Raw genomic sequence first — 17694 nt, 5'->3', positions numbered from 1 at the left:
TTCCAACCAATATACAGGTTGTTTATTAGTGCTAATTCGCAGAGATTCCAACCAAACGATGATTAGTTTCAGCTATGTAATAATTGTTATCTAGGGTTGAATTCCAACCCTAGAATGCAAATAGCCAAAGTATTTTAGAAGATGGGATAAAAAGACTAATGATAATTCCACAAACATTGATGAGCATGTACCAAGCCGCCAAGAACTATGGGGTTATAGGGTGACTGAAGTAACTAGAAATCAATTAGACGGCGATACTACGGAGCATACCTATCTTGTCACTAAACAGGCTTTTGATAATCAGTTGTGCAAAGGATTTGACCATAAGAGGGTTGCTCGATTGCTTCGCTCTGAAGGGATATTAACTCTCAGAGACTCTGAGCTTAATAAAAACAGGCTTTGCACTCGTGAAAAGTTACCTGGTTCTGGAGCTAACGCTCAGCAAATTTATAAGTTCAAAGCTTCTACGTTGTTTGCTGCTGTTGAACGATACAGCAAAGGATAGATCAAATGACGGTCAAACCTATGAAATTAGCCCCATATTTAACGGTCAGTGAACTACAGGCCCTACAAGATGAAAGCTTGCCCTTTGATGCCATTGCGCTTTACATGAGGGCATTTCGATGTATTGATGCTAAAAAGTCTGGTTATCCAATAACTATTAGTCATAAAACCTTGTCTGTTACTAATGGCTATTATGAGCAAAGACGGTTTAAGGCTTTGCGGCCAGCTAGGACCAAAACGCTTATTAAACACTTGGAACGAGTCGGACTAATCGAAAAGTCTATAAGTGTAAATAAACAGAATTTAACGTGTGAATATAACGCACCATTTGTAGACGACATACAACCATTCACGCTATTTGAATCTGAAGTGCTAATGGATTGCCGGTTGAGCTACGAGTCTCTGTGCCTATATATTAGGGCTATCAGGCCGAATCTAGATGGTGATACTCTTATATCAGTGTTCGAATCGAGTATGGCCACAACGGCTTTAACATTTGTTCCTGTCAGTGGCTCAACTGAATCCTATATATTAGGTCGAAAATTATTAGAAGGTTCGCTTAATGAATTGGAAAACACTGGATTGATTGCTGTAAAAAAATACCAAAATTTTTACTATATTGAATGTTTTGTCGGTAAAGCTTTTAACGTGAAATGGTTTAAAAATCGTGGAATTTGCCCTTAAAATAGTCAATTGAATTGGCAAAGTGCAAATATTTGCACTCTGGATAGTTGTATTTGCAAAAGTGCAAAACCCGTATATATATGAATCATATAGATAATATTAGTTATTTCGCACAGTTTGCACTTTTTGCACTGTAAATCAGTAGGCTTGAGGTGACACCCCTATGCCCCGTCTAAACGAATTACTAGCGGCCGTTGGCCTAGTCCCAACATATAGAAAAAGCACCCCAATTAAAACCTTCTTATTTATAGAGCTAATAACTACTGATATTTCAATCTACCTTAATTACTTTTTACTTACATATGAATACACATGGTCCTTAGCTATTACCCGGGTCCTTTGGAGTGTTATTGGTATGCGGTCCAATTTGCCCCGAGTTTCTAACAGCTACGGAAACCTATAAGGGGGGTCCGGTTTTAGTAAACATAGTTAAAGGTATTGATATAGATAATTTATTAAAGGGGGGGTCCTAATTGTTCAGGGGTCTTAGCTGTTCACCGCCGTTACCGTCTAATTTTTACGGGGATCATTTATAAAAAGGAAAAACCCATTTAAGTATTAATATTAATATCTTATTGATTGGGTATTACTAGGGGGGTACCAAAAAGTCAGACAGGCTAGATCTGGACACCGCCGCTTTAGTCTTGTTTTTACGATAGTTAAAATTTTTAGGGGGGGGGAGTTAGAACAGTTATCATATTAACAATTAGACATCTTTAATGTGCTTATACTTTTTCAATTTAGCAATCTTCTCATGTTGGCCGCACTTAATTGTTTAGAAAAGGGGAGAGGGGATACATAATATAGGTGGCTGTTTTGTAGTGCAAAAAGTGCAAACTGTGCGAATTAACTAATATTATCTATATGATTCATATAGATATGGGTTTTGCACTATTGTAAATATGGTTTTTCAGAGTGCAAATATTTGCACTTTTTCAACTACATGGAGAAATAATGACTATAGCGGTCGCGTTTATTTGGCAAAATAGTGCTCTATTAGTAGCAGATGGCAAGCAGAGTTACATTGATAGTTTAACTGAAAACCAAGTTTTCAAATGTGATGCTGAGAAAATCGAACAAATAAGTGACAAAGTATTTGCCGCAAATCTCGGTATCGAACTAGCTTCAAAATTCGCAATTTCATTTCTCAAGGATAATTTTAATAAAGTAAACAATTTTAATCGACTCGAGAAGGAGCTAAAAACATCACTTCTAAAGGGGTGGTTAAATTTTAAAAAAACGTCAAAAAACAATTTGGATTTTAGAAATGAGGCTTGTTGTGCCGGTTTAATTCTAACGGGAATTATTGAAAATAAGAGCTTCATAATTTCTGCCATTATAAACGATCACGTTAAAGACAATATAGTTAAAGTAACGCGATCTTTCGACACCAATTATTCCTATCAAATAGCAGGTGGCCAGACGGAAAATTCATTTTTGTCGCAAGAGTTCGAAAGTATTGTTTCGAAAAATTCAATTTTAAATGAGCATGCTGTGCTCAAGGCTAGTGAACGATTGATTAGAGAAGAGGAAAAAAGGTACGCTAATATTGGTGGAAAAATTTCCCATCGAGTGATAAAACCTGAAGGCTCATTAGCTGGTGAGAAACCTTAAAGTACGTAAGTTAAATCAGGATGTTTCTTTAAAATCATTTTTCTCTGATAGGTTAACCAGTGAATTAATTACGAGCCTAAGTAATAAATACCAAGCATAAACTGGCCCTACTGACAAAGATTTGGAATCACTAAGAAGTCCATGAGCCACCTCATTTCTTAAGTTTGTGCAGTGAGGGTTTGTGAAAACTGATTTTAATTCGAAAAGTAAATCTTGTCCAAATATCATCGAAGCTTCTTCGCGTTCGAGCAAAGCACTCAATCCAATTTCATTTTCTATGTGGTTTATATCAATTACTGTTGTTGATACTCCTTCTTTTTTCATCCGCTCTCTAATTAAATTTTCAACCATCGGAGCTATTAAATATATAGCTGCAGGAAACATATATTCTATTCCTAGCCAAATTGCCTCACATACAGTACTTCTATTTTGCACTGGAACTATAGGACTGTGGACACACATATTATAAACAAACGTTTTATCAATATAGTGTTCCTTGATTATCACTTCCAACGCAGGGAGTATGAATATTTGAACGCAGTAATTCATTCTATGCTCAAAAAATTCACTCGCTTTATTTAAATAGAATTGGTCATCCATCTCCCCACTTTTATCAAAATTGAGTTCTGGAGACTTTGCAATTGTCCTTCCGTTTTCAGATAACTTCTTTGAAGCGATAAAAGAAGTTAGAAAACCATTTTTCAAGTTTTCTTTTTCATCTTTTATTAATTGCTCGACAGAGGGTGAACGACAAAGCAATGAAAAACATACAAGTGCTTCAACTATAGTAGGTTTGTTCGAAACTAAAGCTCTTGCCTGATTAACTCCTTCCTCAGCGTTTTCAATTTCGGTTTTTATAACGTCCATATTTTCAATTGAAATTAATCCAGCTTCCGTAATTTTTTTACGTGTTGTAGTCAATTTAGCTTTAATGCTATGTCGATCTCTTAATTCAGTAGGTACTTTTTGATAAACCGTTATTGCTTGTTCAAACTGTGATTTAGCAAATAAGCTTTGGTCAGAATCCGCGATTAAGTATTCATCGCCCAAACAGACTAATGAATCACCTATTAATGAATTGAGATCAGATCTGTCTTTTATATAGTCCTTTGCTGAATAAATATTTAAGCAAATATTAAATTTTCCAATAGCTTCTTTGTATTGGCTTCGCTCAATGTTCTTTATTCCAAGCTTTTTTAATGTCTCAAAAACCTGAGGTTTTTTCGATGATAATAACCTTTGAACTTCTATAAATTTTCCCAACATTTCACAGAAAACATCATCATCATTAGAGGCTTTTTGGAATGCGGAAAATATTAAAATTTCAATATCACTTAATTTATCCACATCCTTTATTTGTCGGCAAAGCTTTATTGCGCGTTCGAAACTGGGTTTCTGCTCCGTGTGCCAAGCAGATTTATCTAAATCAAAATCAATATAAGCTTCGATAGCATTAGTAGCAAAAATAGGTTTTCGCGGTTTTCCTAATATCCAAAGTAAATCATTAATTCTCGCTACAAGAGGTGAGAACGATATAGTGTTTACTATTTTCTCCAACACATCTAAGTCTCTTTGACTAAAGTCGTTTGGATTAAATGAATAATAGTCTGGAAGTTGTATTTTTGACACTAGTGGTTCATTTATGCTTGATGAGATTAGGGTCATCTCCGCAGCCTTGTGTAAGACAAGCAATGCTTCTAAATCATCATTCGAATGTTTTGTTTTTCCTTCGTTAAATTCTAAAGCAAATAGGTTAGATAATTTGTATAAAGTTTTGTTGTCTGTATTGTCAATTAACTTGTTCCAGACGGCAGTGAAATTATTGTCCTTTGTAATCATAGGATAAGTTACTCCGTTTCTTATAATGCAATTGGTACCATGTACTTTTGGGGGCTTGTTTAAACTAACGCCCCAGTGGATAATTATTAGGCTTTGATTTATTTTTAAGTTATTTTCTAATAGAAAAAATTAAACTCTTCGTTCAGTTGTCTAACCAACTTCGTTAAAGATGTAATGACGCTAGTACAAAATATTTTGTTATGATTTATATATTCTTCAGGAAATTCTAGAGTATTAAGTACTATATTCAGAATGCTTTGCCTTGAGTATGAAAAATTCCTATGCTAATGACAATTCGACATTAAATTTTTTAAAAGTTTTAAATTTAATAATACACTATAAAAAGCGTTCTAAACGAATGAGTCTACTTCTAAATATTGGTGCTACATTTGGTGCTACTTTTGCAGTGTTTTGAGTATATAATTCAATAATTACAGTTAGTTATTGATATTTATCAAGTCCGGCCCCGGCACCATTCTCTGGCTCTACTCCATTACTAATAAACTCAAAGTTAAATTCCTAAGCATCCAAATTCAAAACATCATGTAATTCGTGCAGGATGAGTTGTAGGCGGTGGCTTTAGCCCCGCGTTAATTGATATCAAATTCACGGCCTGTAGGCGGTGGCTTTAGCCCCGCATTAATTGATATCACATCCACGGCCTGTAGGCGGTGGCTTTAGCCCCGCATTAATTGATATCAAATTCACGGCCCGTAGGCGGTGGCTTTAGCCCCGCGTTAATTGATATCACATCCACGCCCTGTAGGCGGAGGCTTTAGTCCCGCGTTAATTGATATCAAATTCACGGCCTGTAGGCGGTGGCTTTAGCCCCGCGTTTATTGATATCAAATTCACGGCCTAAAGACCGTGCTACAGCATTTATGTTGAATTAAATGTTCATGGCCAAAAGACCTTGCCACAGGATGCTTGTTGCATAGCGTTGGGATGTGTTTTACTCTGCTTTCCTTTATTCGAGACCTAACTGGCAATCGTTAACAACTTTTTCTGCTTGCCATCATTATTGGGGAATTATCGCGATGCACTTTGTGCGCTACTGGAAAAATATTTTACAAGATACCGCTAAATTGTGGTTAGATGAAAATGCGTTTAGCTATGCTGGTGCATTGGCTTTTTACACGCTATTTTCATTAGCACCTATCGTTATCATAGCGGTGACGGTTATCGGTTTAGTGCTAGGTGAAGACGCTGCCCAAGGACAAATAGTTGCTCAGTTCGCAGACATTATGGGTAAAGAAGCGGCTGAGGTTGTTGAACGTACTGTGAGTCAATCTCGAATTGAAGCGTCTGGTATTTTACCAACCTTACTTGGAGTAGGGGCTTTGATGCTCGGTGCAACTACGGTATTTGGTCAGATGCAATATTCTCTCAATTCAATTTGGGGAGTTACGGCTAGTCCTGATCGAAACGGTTTATTTTTACTTGCTAAGAAACGTCTTTTTTCGTTAATGGTGGTGCTATCCATCGGTTTTGTTTTACTTGTTTCTCTACTTCTTGGTGTTGCATTGCGGGCTGTACTTAATTTTACTGCCGAGTTTTTGCCGTTCGTTGAGATGTTGTTGGGCAGTGCTGAGTTCATTGTTTCTTTGGCCATGATTGCACTCCTATTTGCTACTATTTTTAAAGTGTTGCCTGATGTCAAACTCAGTTGGAAAGACGTGATGGTTGGAGCCTTAGTCACAGCTGTACTGTTTTCGTTGGGCCGTTACGGTATCGCCGCATATCTTGCATATACCGCTACCGCATCAGCATACGGAGCCGCCGGCTCTGTGGTGATTATATTGCTGTGGGTATATTACTCATCGCTAATATTGTTATATGGTGCGGCTTTCACCCGTGTTCATCTTGTTGCTAGGGGGAAGGAGATAGTGCCTCGCAATACCGCTGTACGAGTGGATAAACGGCTAATGTCTTAACCCATTACTGTTATTAATTTAGCGTCAAACCGATCAGCACTGGGGGGCGAATAATTGCACACTTTTTGTGCTTATAACGAGCCCCTAACTGCTTTTTGTCGTTTATTTAGGTGTAAAACTTTGTTTTACGTAAATCATTTCATTAAATTGATGACTGGCGTTAAAAAGCTAAAGTAAACATAGGTTTTTTGAAGTTTTTTTGGGGTAATTAGATTAAACTTAATTAACAAAGTCCTTGGCTAATGTATGTTTGGCGCGAACCTTGCTGGTTCATAGTCATAAATCTACGACAAGGTGACATGTTACTGGTTGATACTAGGCTTACACCTGAAACAAAGAATCAACCAGTTCTTCAACATCACGGTGGTAATCTATCGATCATACTAACAACGTAATGTGATTTACTTTTTCCCAGATGCACAATTTTCAGCATCTGTTTTCCACAGTGATAGGAACGATTATGCAAGACATTAATTTAAGAACAAGCCTCGATAACTATTATCAGCAAATTAAGGCTGTCATAATTGATAAGCAACACCCAATTTCAGGGTTATTGCCGGCTAGCACTGCAATAACTAACCATGGCAATTATCAAGATGCCTGGGTACGAGACAATGTATACAGTATTTTAGCTGTTTGGGGACTTGCGCTGGCGTATCGTCAATTAGATGATGACGGTGGCCGGGGGTTTGAGCTGCAACAGCGCACAGTGAAATTGATGCGTGGTTTACTGCGTTCAATGATGAGCCAATCGGCTAAAGTCGAGGCTTTCAAAAAAAGCCGCAGTCCAGAAGATTCACTTCACGCAAAATACGATACTGCCACAGGTGATAATGTGGTCGCTGATCACGAGTGGGGGCATTTGCAAATAGATGCAACATCGGTTTTTTTGTTAATGATGACACAAATGATTGCGTCTGGTTTAGAGCTAATATGGAGTGATGAAGAAGTCGATTTCATACAGAATTTAGTATTCTATATCGAACGGGCCTATCGCACGCCAGATTTTGGTATTTGGGAACGCGGTGCGAAATCCAATAGTGGTCATGTAGAATTGAATGCAAGTTCCTTAGGTATGGCAAAAGCGGCTTTAGAAGCGCTTTCCGGATTTAATTTATACGGCGCTAAGGGGTCACAAAGCTCGGTGATTCATGTGGTGCCCGATAATATCGCGCAGGCAAATATAACCCTAAGTGCCATGTTACCTAGGGAGTCTATTACCAAAGAAATTGATGCGGCTCTGTTAAGTGTTGTCGGTTTTCCTGCGTTTGCCGCTCCAGATAATCAGCTCGGTGATAAAGTACGCAAAAAAATTATCACTAAGCTTGAAGGCCGTTATGGCTTAAAACGTTTCTTACGCGATGGTCATCAAACGGTATTGGAAGATGAAGAGCGTTTACACTACGAAGAGCAAGAGCTTAAACAGTTTGAAGATATCGAATCTGAGTGGCCTTTGTTTTATGCGTATTTGTATCTGGATGCTATTTTTCGGGATGATAGAGAGCAGGTTGAGCATTATCGAAATCGTTTAGACTCAGTTATGGTAGAACAAGATGGACATTTGCTGCTACCCGAATTGTATTATGTCCCCGTTGAGTCAATAGAAAAAGAACGGGAAAACCCACACTCTCAAGATCGCTTGCCAAATGAAAATATTCCCTTGGTTTGGGCGCAGAGTTTGTTTTTATTAGGTGCCATGTTAGAAGATGGTTTGTTGCGACCCGGTGATTTAGATCCTATCGGACGTCGTCATGTTAAACCTATTAAACAACCCGTTGTGCAACTGGTGTTTTTGGCAGAAGATGAAGCGTTACAGTCTGAATTAGCAGGTAGTGGGTTGATGACCGAAACTATCAGTGATATTTCACCGGTTAAAGTGTGTCTGCCAGAAGATATCGCAACTATGTATGCTCAGGTTGGTGCAAATGAATCTTTAGGCTTAACTGGCCGATCGTTTAGGATCCCTAAGAGTTTGACTACTAGCCGGGTTTACGTTCTAGGTAAATCTCGTTTCGTGTGTTTAACTCCTTCTTTTATTCAACAAGCCTTTTTCCTAAGCTATGACATCGACTTTTTGGTTAGACGTTTCAAAAGTGAACTGAGCTATTTGCATCGAAATTGGACTGAGACAGGCAGGCCAACAGTAACAGTGATGTTAACTCATCAAATGCTAGATGCTGACAGAACGTCTTTATTCGAACTAATTAAAACGATTGATTCGGGTTATGTTGAGGGAATTCCAGTGAAATTGGGGACGATGGCCCAGCTAACGCCCACTGCAGCAATTGAGCGGTTTGATGATTTAAATGGCTATGAATTACCTGAAGAAATAGCCATAAGTGTCGCGCCATTTAGAACCACACTGATTTCAAGCAATTCTAATCTTCCACTCAATCAAAGTGAAGAGCTTGAATTATCCTTTATTACCGATACCCAATTATTAGCAGATAAGCTAGCTGCCTCTGATAATCTGTTCGAACAAATAGAAATTTTATCAGTATTGGTCAAACTTCAAGGGTTACACTCTACTATTACATACAGTGACAGCTGTTACCGTTTAATAGACGCTTTAGAAGAGGTATACAGCGAAGCCGGGCGTTTACGACTTTGGTCAGTGTTACGTCATGCCTCAGGTTTATTAGAAAAAGTCGATAGTGACCTTGGGTTAGTGGTAAGTGCTATTCTAGTAGCCCAAAAAAATATTCAAGTTGGACGCTCCTATACTGATGAATCCCTCATTTCGAGGCCGTTAACGGACGAAGAGTTAATGACAAAAATTCATCATTATTGCCGCGATGATGTACGCGACCAAATCTTAACTCAGGAAGTTTTGTTATGCTTAGGTTTACTGATCAAAGCACGTCCGGAGTTATTCAGAGAGCTCATGACGATTCGGGTGAGTTACCTAATTATTCTCCTCACTAGTCAAATTGCCCGTTCCGAAAAATTAGCTACGGATGAAGCGTATGAAAATTTGATGGCGATGGCACCATCAGTGATCCAAGAACGCTTAGAAGCGGTATTGGAGGATTATCGATCCCTCTCTGATTTACCACAAAAAATGGAAATATTGCATGCTAAAGGGAGTTCAGACAAATTAAATTGGCAGCAAAACTTAGGACTTGAGCAACTCGCTACACCTAAAGACGGCTGGCTAGTTTGGCGACAGCATCAAGGAATTATTGATCGACGGTCAGCCTCATTTAATAAACAAATCTGGCGAATTTTACACCATACCACCGGATTAGTGATTGGTAACAAGATGGATCGCAGGAATCGAATAGATAGTGGTGTGGTATTGAGCGATATGACGCCTGGCGAAACCGCTTTCGCTTTAATAACGGAGCACATGTTGAATAACATTCAGGCTGCTGAATATCGTCAATTAACTATTGAATCATTAAATGCTATGGCGAGCTTTTTTGAACAAAATCCGAGTTTAAAAATTGATGAACCCATTATCGTTGATGCGGCTATTGGTCATGCTGTTAACTTAGCTTATCTTGATAAATATCCCGAACGGGCAAACAGTTATACTGAATATAAAAGTCAGGCATGGGAATATTTTTATACAATTTCACCACAACAAACTACTGCATTTATTGTGTCAGCTTTAAGTATGTTGTTATCCGTTCGACCAAGCTCCGGTGAACAACCAGAGCAAGAAGTTGTGGCTTAGATTAAGAAAAGACGCAGACACAAAATATAGGTAAAGCGTTAAAAGGGCGGGGAATTTAGACAACTTAGCGGCTAAAAAAGTCAGTGATTAGGCATAGATTATTGTTGTTTTTCACGTTAATCTATTCTTTCAAAGAGAATTTTAACGGAGTTAAGATATGTTTAGTCACATTATGTTAGGGGCAAATAGCATAGAAGAATCGAAAGCTTTTTATGATGCTACTTTTGCTGCATTGGGCGTCAAACCCGGTGTTTTAGACCCTAAAGGACGTTGTTTTTACATTACCGATACAGGTATATTTGCCATCACTAAACCCATAAATGGTGAACCTGCGAGCCATGGCAACGGCAGTACGATTGGCTTTTCGGTAGAAAGTACTGAACAAGGTGATGCTTGGCATGCCGCAGGCTTAGCAAATGGCGGCACTGATTGTGAAGATCCTCCTGGTATACGTCAATCTCCCTCCGGAGACATGTATCTGGCCTATTTAAAGGATCCTGCTGGAAATAAACTCTGTGCTTTGAAGCGTATGGGCTAATTCATTAAATTTCAATGTATGTCTGTTGATTACAGCAGACATACATATATTTGCCACTTTAAATTCTTTAATTCATTATTTTTTCGGTAAATATTCTAAGCGTCACGATTTTTACCTTCCTTAGATTGTCAGTTTTTTTTACACATCAATTTTCTTAAATTTTCCCACCCTTGTAACCTTCTGTTTAATCGATTATTTTCGTTTTGGTCTGTATTGTGCTTAATTTTTGTACAAATCTCATGATGTAGTGGTATTAATGGGTTTTTAGGGTAAAACTTTTAACATTTGATAAGGATTAATCTAATGAAACTAAGAAAACTTTGTTTGTCATTACTCATCGTCTCCTCTTTTAGTGCTAACGCTGGATTGTTAGGACTAGATTTAATTGAAACTGGCGATGATCCAATTGCCGATATTACCGACTCTTTGGTTGTTTCTGGCGGTGGTGTGAGTGTTATATCTGGTACTGAAACCTTTGTTGGAGCAATTGGTGACGGTATTGATAGTGACACGGCTCAGTCTGGCATCTTTTCAGGCGTTAATATTACAGACGGTGCTAGTACTGTTAGTATGGGTCAAGGGGCTGTATTAACCAGTGGTAGCGCCAATATACCTGATACCAACACGGCTACTGCCTTTGCTCCTTTTTTCCCCGGAACTGGAAGTGATGCTGACCTAAGTGCAATATTGGTTGATGCAGGAGCGCCATCAAGCGAGACTAATGATGTAAATTATATAGAGTTTGATTTTACCTTGGGGGCTGGTTTTAATGCTATCTCTTTAGATTTCATTTTCGGCAGTGATGAATTTCCAGATCAAGGGGTAACTGATGTGTTCGGGGTGTTTGTTGATGGGGTAAACTATGCGTTTTTTCCAGACTCAAGTTTAGTGTCTTTTGTGCAAGGAGCTAATGCTAGTAACTTTTTAGATAACTCTGGGGGACTATTCGATATTGAGTATGATGGGTTTAGTCAAAACTTAAATTTGATTGGTCTGGTTGATGAAACGTTAACTGAACATACCCTAAAAATTGCCATTGCTGACACTTCAGACACTATTTTCGATAGTGGAGTATTTTTGAGTAACTTAACTGGAATTTATACTGATAATGACGGTGGGGTAAATAACCCTCCTTCTACCGATGTTGATGAACCCTTAGGGGCAATTTTATTTTTAAGTGGACTAGGCTTAATGATGAGATTAAGACGCCGTAACTGAATTTATTTGACCTAATAATTACGGGTAAATTGCTTAAAATGGAAAAGACCAAGTGTTAGCTTGGTCTTTTTTTTGCCTTTAACTTTAGGCGCATTTTCACATTAAAAATTAGCAGCAGACCCACCTTATTGTTTTAAATCAAATCAGGTTCAATTGAGTGATATCAGACAGTTGATAATTTTTAATCAAGGTTTTCGCCTTCTCAATGTCGGGTGAAAAGTACCTATCTTTATCATAAAATGGAACATCTGAACGGAGCAATTGTTTCACTTTTTCCAGTTGAATACTGGATTTTAAAGGTGCTCTAAAATCTACACCTTGGCTCGCTGCAAGCCATTCAATGGCTAAAATTCCAGCTACGTTATCGAATATATCTCGTAAACGACGGGCAGCAAAGGTGGCCATAGAGACATGATCTTCTTGGTTTGCAGAAGTAGGCAATGAATCAATGGATGCTGGGTGGGCGTAGGTCTTGTTTTCACTAGCAAGGGCTGCGCAAGTAACCTGTGCGATCATAAAGCCAGAATTCACGCCACCATTTTCAACCAAAAACGGCGGTAACCCGCTGAGATTGCTATCAATAAGTAATGCCATTCTGCGCTCTGCCAAGGAACCTATTTCACACAAAACAATGGCTAACATATCTGCCGTCATTGCCACGGTTTCCCCATGAAAGTTTCCACCGGATAATATATCGCCACTGTCAGCAAAAACCAGTGGATTGTCTGAAACGCCGTTGGCTTCAACCAGCAGAGTTTGGCTGGCAAATCGTATTTGTGCTAAACATGCCCCCATTACTTGAGGCTGACAGCGCAAGGAGTAGGGATCTTGTACCTTATTACAGCCCTGATGAGAGTTGCCAATGGTTGATGAGCCTAAAAGCTGCCTGTATGCGGCAGCAATATCTATTTGTGCTTGATGACCGCGAACCAAATGAATCCGTTTGTCAAAAGGCACTCGCGAACCCAATGCGGCTTCTACGCTTAAACTACCAATTGCAATAGCACTGTTTAGTGCATTTTCGGCGTAGAATAGACCTTGCAATGCAAAGGCTGTTGATGCTTGTGTGCCATTTAATAATGCTAGCCCCTCTTTGGGAGCCAATGAGATCTTAGATAATTTAGCAATTTTTAATGCGTCATCAGCAGAATATTTTTGGCCTTGATAGAAAGCTTCGCCTTCACCCAAAAGTAAAGCGCTCATATGCGCTAGTGGCGCTAAATCCCCAGAAGCACCCACGGATCCTTTTTCAGGAATGGCAGGGTAGACTTGTGCATTAAAAAGGGTGATCAAAGCGTTAATAACACTTAATCGAATGCCAGAAAATCCCCTAGCTAATGAGTTTATTTTTAAAAACAACATTAAACGAACTGTGTTATCAGGCATAAAATTCCCAGTACCCGCTGCATGGGATAACACAATACTGCGTTGTAAGTCTTCTAATTCATGTTGCGGTATTTTTGTGTTGGCAAGTAGGCCAAACCCAGTATTAATGCCATATACTGTTTTACCCGTCGCAATCGTCTTTAATACAGTTTGTTCGGCTTTATTTATCTCTACTATGGCTGACTTATCTAATGTTATCTGCACTGACTCTCGATGAACTTGCGCCAGCTGTTTAAGACTTACCTGGCCCGGTTTTAAGACGATTTTAGGCATGCTTGGCACCTTTTAACATAGGCAAATCTAGTTGTTTTTGTTGTGCACATTGAACGGCAATATCATACCCCGCATCCGCGTGACGCATTACCCCGGTAGCCGGATCATTGTTCAATACCCTTGCTATGCGTTGGTCAGCCTCTTTTGTGCCGTCACAAACAATTACAACCCCAGAATGTTGGCTAAATCCCATGCCAACACCACCGCCATGGTGCAAACTTACCCAAGTCGCGCCACTAGCAGTATTTAACATTGCGTTAAGCAGTGGCCAATCGGATACCGCGTCTGAACCATCTAACATGCTTTCCGTTTCGCGATTCGGTGAGGCGACAGATCCAGAATCTAAATGATCTCTACCAATGACAATGGGGGCAGAAAGGGCGCCTGAACGCACCATTTCATTAAAGGCTAATCCCAATTTTTGACGTTGGCCTAAACCTACCCAACATATTCTTGCCGGCAGTCCTTGAAACTGAATACGTTGTTTGGCCATATCTAACCATTGATGTAAGTGGGGATCATCCGCGATCAACTCTTTTACTTTTGCATCGGTTTTGTAAATATCTTCTGGATCACCAGATAATGCTACCCAGCGAAATGGACCTATACCTTGGCAAAATAACGGTCGAATGTAGGCTGGCACAAACCCAGGAAAATCAAAGGCATTTTGCACTCCTGTTTCAAAAGCCATTTGACGAATATTGTTTCCATAATCCAGTGTTGCTGCCCCTTTCGTTTGTAACTTAAGCATTGCACTTACTTGAACAGCCATTGACTTTTTAGCGGCTAAAACCACTCTTTTTTCATCTTTTATACGCATTTTGGCTGCTTTTTCAAGGGACCAACCCTGAGGTAAATAACCGTTTAGGGGATCGTGGGCACTCGTTTGATCGGTAACAACGTCAGGAATCGTATTTGAGTCCGCAATATCAGTGAATATATCGGCAGCATTCCCCAGCAACCCTACAGAGATTGCTTCGCCATTTTTATTGGCTTGTTGAATAAGTGCTATTCCATGGGAGAGGTCATTGGCCTTAATATCCAAATAACCGGTTTTTAGGCGAAAATCGATACGACTTTCATCGACATCTACCGCTAACATGGAAAAGCCCGCCATGGTTGCCGCCAATGGTTGGGCACCTCCCATACCGCCTAAACCTCCCGTCAAAATCCATTTGCCCTTAGCGTTTCCAGCGAAATGGGTTTTAGCAATACTGACAAAGGTTTCATAAGTACCTTGCACTATGCCTTGAGAACCTATGTAGATCCAAGACCCAGCAGTCATTTGTCCGTACATCGTAAGGCCTTGCCTATCTAATTCATTGAAATGCTCCCACGTTGCCCAATGCGGAACTAAGTTTGAGTTAGCAATTAAGACTCTGGGGGCATTTATATGGGTTGGAAAAACACCTACTGGTTTACCACTTTGGATAAGCAATGTTTCGTCATCATTTAAGCGTTTTAGCACTTCAACTATTTTGTCGAAACAGGGCCAGTCACGTGCCGCGCGTCCGATACCCCCATATACCACAAGTTCATGGGGGTGTTCTGCTACCTCGGGATCCAAATTGTTCATTAACATACGCATAGGCGCTTCCGTAAGCCAACTTTTTGCAGTTATTTGACTGCCTCTAGGGGCGTTTACAACACGGTTTGAATATCGTTTATTCATCGTTGACTGTCTCTTATTTATTTTTCGCAATTAGCAGTGGGGAAATCCAAATGACCACCTAGCCGATAACGATTTCCTGGGTGATAGAGATTGGCAAAACTAACGATGCCTTTGGCTGAAAATGTACGTCGTGAAACCAGTAAACAAGGCTGTTGCGGTGAAATAGATAATGCGTGGGCAACCTTAGTTGGTGGCAATAGTGCTTCGACAAAGTGCTCTGCTTCGGTTAACGGTGCTACCTTATTAAGATAGCGGTTGGCTGTAATCTTAGTGAAATCCTGTTCAATATATCCGCCGGCATAATTGGGATTCACTAATCGATCTTCGAGTTGAATTGGCGTGTTATTTTCCAAATGGATGATTTGTGTTTGGTAAATAGCATCATTTGTTTCTAATCCTAGTGTATGGGCCTGATGTGCATTGGCGAGGATTTGTTTTTGGAAAATGACGCGATTGGTGTAGCTATGTCCTCGGGCTAACACCTCATCATCAATACTAATAATTTTCAGCATAGAACTCATAGGGCGCTGGTCATTTACAAAGGTACCTAGGCCCTGGGATCGGAATAAAATCCCTTCATTAACTAACTCTGTCAGGGCTCGCCGTGCGGTCATTCGGCTTACGTTGAATTGTTCCGCCAACTTGTTTTCTGAGGGAACTTTATCTCCGCGTTGCATGCTGCCATCTTCGATTTGGGCTAACAAATGGGACTTGATTTTAATAAAATGTGATGCCATCAAAATGTTTGTTAAATGTAAATAAATTGTATCTTACTTGTATATACAAGTTGTGGCAAGTACACTAATTATTCGTCTAGGGGCCTTAAAGTGAACTTATGTCAAAGCAATGCGATTACCTCATTTATAACGTTCAAATTGCTACCATGCTAGATGGCCCTGGGCCTTATGGAGCGATAGAGAACGGCTGTGTTGCCATAGACAATGGCAAGATCCAATATGTTGGAGCTATGGAAAATGTTGAAGCTAGTGCATTAAATACATTCGATGGTGGTGGAAAATGGTTATTGCCTGGATTTGTGGATTGCCATACCCACCTTGTATACGGCGGTGATCGGGCCAATGAATTTGATATGCGACTCAATGGCCTTAGCTATCAACAAATCGCTGAACAAGGTGGCGGTATTAAAAGTACCGTGGCTGCCACACGCAGCGCCACTGCAGAGACATTGTTAGCGTCCGCAAAAGATAGAGCGACGGCATTAATCAATGAAGGTGTAACCACATTAGAAGTGAAATCTGGCTACGGATTAGATATTAATACCGAAATAAAAATGCTTCAGGTGGCGAAAACATTAAGCGTTGTATTACCTGTGAATGTACTCACGACCTATTTAGGTGCACATGCTATTCCTGATGAATACACTGATGATCCAGATGGCTATATTGACTTCGTCTGTGGTCAAGTCATTCCTGAAATTAGTGCATTAAACTTAGCGGATAGTGTGGATGTTTTTTGTGAAAATATTGGTTTTACGCCTGCACAATGCAAACGGGTATTCGAGACGGCTAAAAGGTTTGGACTAAATATTAAGGCACATGTTGAACAACTTAGTGATTTAAAAGGGGCTAAATTAGCCTGTGATTATCATGCCTTATCCGTGGATCATATTGAGTACCTTGCCCCTACAGATGTAAGTTACCTTAAGCAATCAAACACAGTGGCAGTGTTACTTCCCGGTGCGTTTTACTTTTTAAAAGAAAAGCAAAAGCCGCCTGTTGAAACTTTAAGACGCCTACAAGTACCTATGGCAGTCGCCACCGACTTGAATCCCGGCAGTTCTCCCATAGCTTCTATACTCACCTGCGCAAATATGGCTTGTGTGTTGTTTGAATTAACTCCTGAAGAGGCCTTGCGCGCTATTACGATAAATGCCGCCAAAGCGTTAGGCTTAAACGATAGAGGACAAATATCACCCGGATGCCGGGCAGATCTGTGTTTATGGGATATTTCTCATCCTGCTCAACTTGTCTATACCATCAATCAATATAAACCGCTTATGCGATGGTTTGGAGGCCAACTTGTTTAGTCAAAATTCACATTTTCATTGGCAGGGACGAGTAGACAATGATGGCGGACCGAAAAGTTATCGCTGGCATCAAGTGATGGAACAAAGCACCGGGCAAACAGATATCGCGTTACTGGGGTTTAACTGCGATCTTGGGGTGGCAGCCAATAAAGGAAGAGTAGGGGCGAAAGAGGGGCCTGATGCTTCACGCCCTGAGTCATTCAACAAGTGTTTTATGTTGCCAATAGCGGAGAATTTCTCTCTTTCAGCGCTTTTAAATACTTTGACTCATCATAGGGAGTTCTTGTATTCCAACATTTATAAACA

General features: G+C 39.8%; 12 protein-coding genes and 1 pseudogene. 9 read left to right on the top strand and 4 right to left on the bottom strand.

Annotated elements, in window-relative coordinates; genetic code table 11:
• Positions 1-220 precede the first annotated feature (220 nt).
• From ACYVIL_RS14550 to ACYVIL_RS14540, 3 genes are all read left to right on the top strand, one after another.
• Positions 221-505 carry a hypothetical protein gene (locus ACYVIL_RS14550; protein ID WP_460313066.1) on the top strand — a complete coding sequence of 95 codons (285 nt, stop codon included), beginning with the start codon at positions 221-223 and terminating at the stop codon, positions 503-505.
• A 5-nt stretch (positions 506-510) separates the two neighbouring features.
• Positions 511-1188: a hypothetical protein gene (locus ACYVIL_RS14545; RefSeq protein WP_460313064.1), complete on the top strand. Its 678-nt coding sequence runs from the start codon at positions 511-513 to the stop codon at positions 1186-1188.
• A 954-nt stretch (positions 1189-2142) separates the two neighbouring features.
• Positions 2143-2802 (top strand): hypothetical protein, encoded by a 660-nt coding sequence (locus ACYVIL_RS14540; RefSeq protein ID WP_460313062.1) that lies wholly within the window; start codon positions 2143-2145, stop codon positions 2800-2802.
• Between the two features lie 15 nt (positions 2803-2817).
• Here the strand turns inward: ACYVIL_RS14540 and ACYVIL_RS14535 are convergent, their stop codons facing one another.
• Complete coding sequence (locus tag ACYVIL_RS14535) at positions 2818-4641, bottom strand: DUF4209 domain-containing protein (protein ID WP_460313060.1); 1824 nt, start codon at positions 4639-4641, stop codon at positions 2818-2820.
• A 1037-nt stretch (positions 4642-5678) separates the two neighbouring features.
• On the opposite strand from ACYVIL_RS14535, the gene ACYVIL_RS14530 reads away from it, so the two are divergent.
• From ACYVIL_RS14530 to ACYVIL_RS14515, 4 genes are all read left to right on the top strand, one after another.
• Positions 5679-6575, top strand: a complete 897-nt coding sequence (locus tag ACYVIL_RS14530) for a YihY/virulence factor BrkB family protein (protein ID WP_303472182.1) — start codon at positions 5679-5681, stop codon at positions 6573-6575.
• A 460-nt stretch (positions 6576-7035) separates the two neighbouring features.
• Entirely contained in the window at positions 7036-10254 is a 3219-nt protein-coding gene (locus ACYVIL_RS14525; RefSeq protein WP_303472180.1) for a glycoside hydrolase family 15 protein, read from the top strand.
• A gap of 157 nt (positions 10255-10411) precedes the next feature.
• Complete coding sequence (locus ACYVIL_RS14520; RefSeq protein WP_303472178.1) at positions 10412-10792, top strand: VOC family protein; 381 nt, start codon at positions 10412-10414, stop codon at positions 10790-10792.
• A 303-nt stretch (positions 10793-11095) separates the two neighbouring features.
• Entirely contained in the window at positions 11096-12010 is a 915-nt protein-coding gene (locus tag ACYVIL_RS14515) for a choice-of-anchor L domain-containing protein (protein WP_303472176.1), read from the top strand.
• A 138-nt stretch (positions 12011-12148) separates the two neighbouring features.
• Here the strand turns inward: ACYVIL_RS14515 and hutH are convergent, their stop codons facing one another.
• Genes hutH through hutC form a run of 3 tightly spaced genes read right to left on the bottom strand, consistent with a single transcriptional unit; the run spans position 12149 to position 16078 of the window.
• Positions 12149-13669 carry a histidine ammonia-lyase gene (hutH, locus tag ACYVIL_RS14510; protein WP_460313057.1) on the bottom strand — a complete coding sequence of 507 codons (1521 nt, stop codon included), beginning with the start codon at positions 13667-13669 and terminating at the stop codon, positions 12149-12151.
• Complete coding sequence (gene hutU, locus ACYVIL_RS14505; protein ID WP_460313055.1) at positions 13662-15341, bottom strand: urocanate hydratase; 1680 nt, start codon at positions 15339-15341, stop codon at positions 13662-13664. The genes hutH and hutU overlap by 8 nt, the downstream gene beginning before the upstream one ends.
• Positions 15342-15358: 17 nt before the next feature.
• Complete coding sequence (gene hutC, locus ACYVIL_RS14500; RefSeq protein ID WP_460313053.1) at positions 15359-16078, bottom strand: histidine utilization repressor; 720 nt, start codon at positions 16076-16078, stop codon at positions 15359-15361.
• A 98-nt stretch (positions 16079-16176) separates the two neighbouring features.
• Here hutC and hutI point away from each other — a divergent pair, with 98 nt between their 5' ends.
• Both hutI and ACYVIL_RS14490 read left to right on the top strand, forming a co-directional pair.
• Positions 16177-17388 (top strand): imidazolonepropionase, encoded by a 1212-nt coding sequence (gene hutI, locus ACYVIL_RS14495; protein WP_460313051.1) that lies wholly within the window; start codon positions 16177-16179, stop codon positions 17386-17388.
• A pseudogene (locus ACYVIL_RS14490) lies at positions 17381-17694 on the top strand (hypothetical protein); the annotation flags it as partial. The gene hutI and the pseudogene ACYVIL_RS14490, both read left to right, overlap by 8 nt.

This window comes from Aliiglaciecola aliphaticivorans (assembly GCF_054782055.1).
The sequence above is the reverse complement of the archived record's forward strand: the minus strand, read 5'-3'. Positions and strand labels throughout refer to the sequence as shown.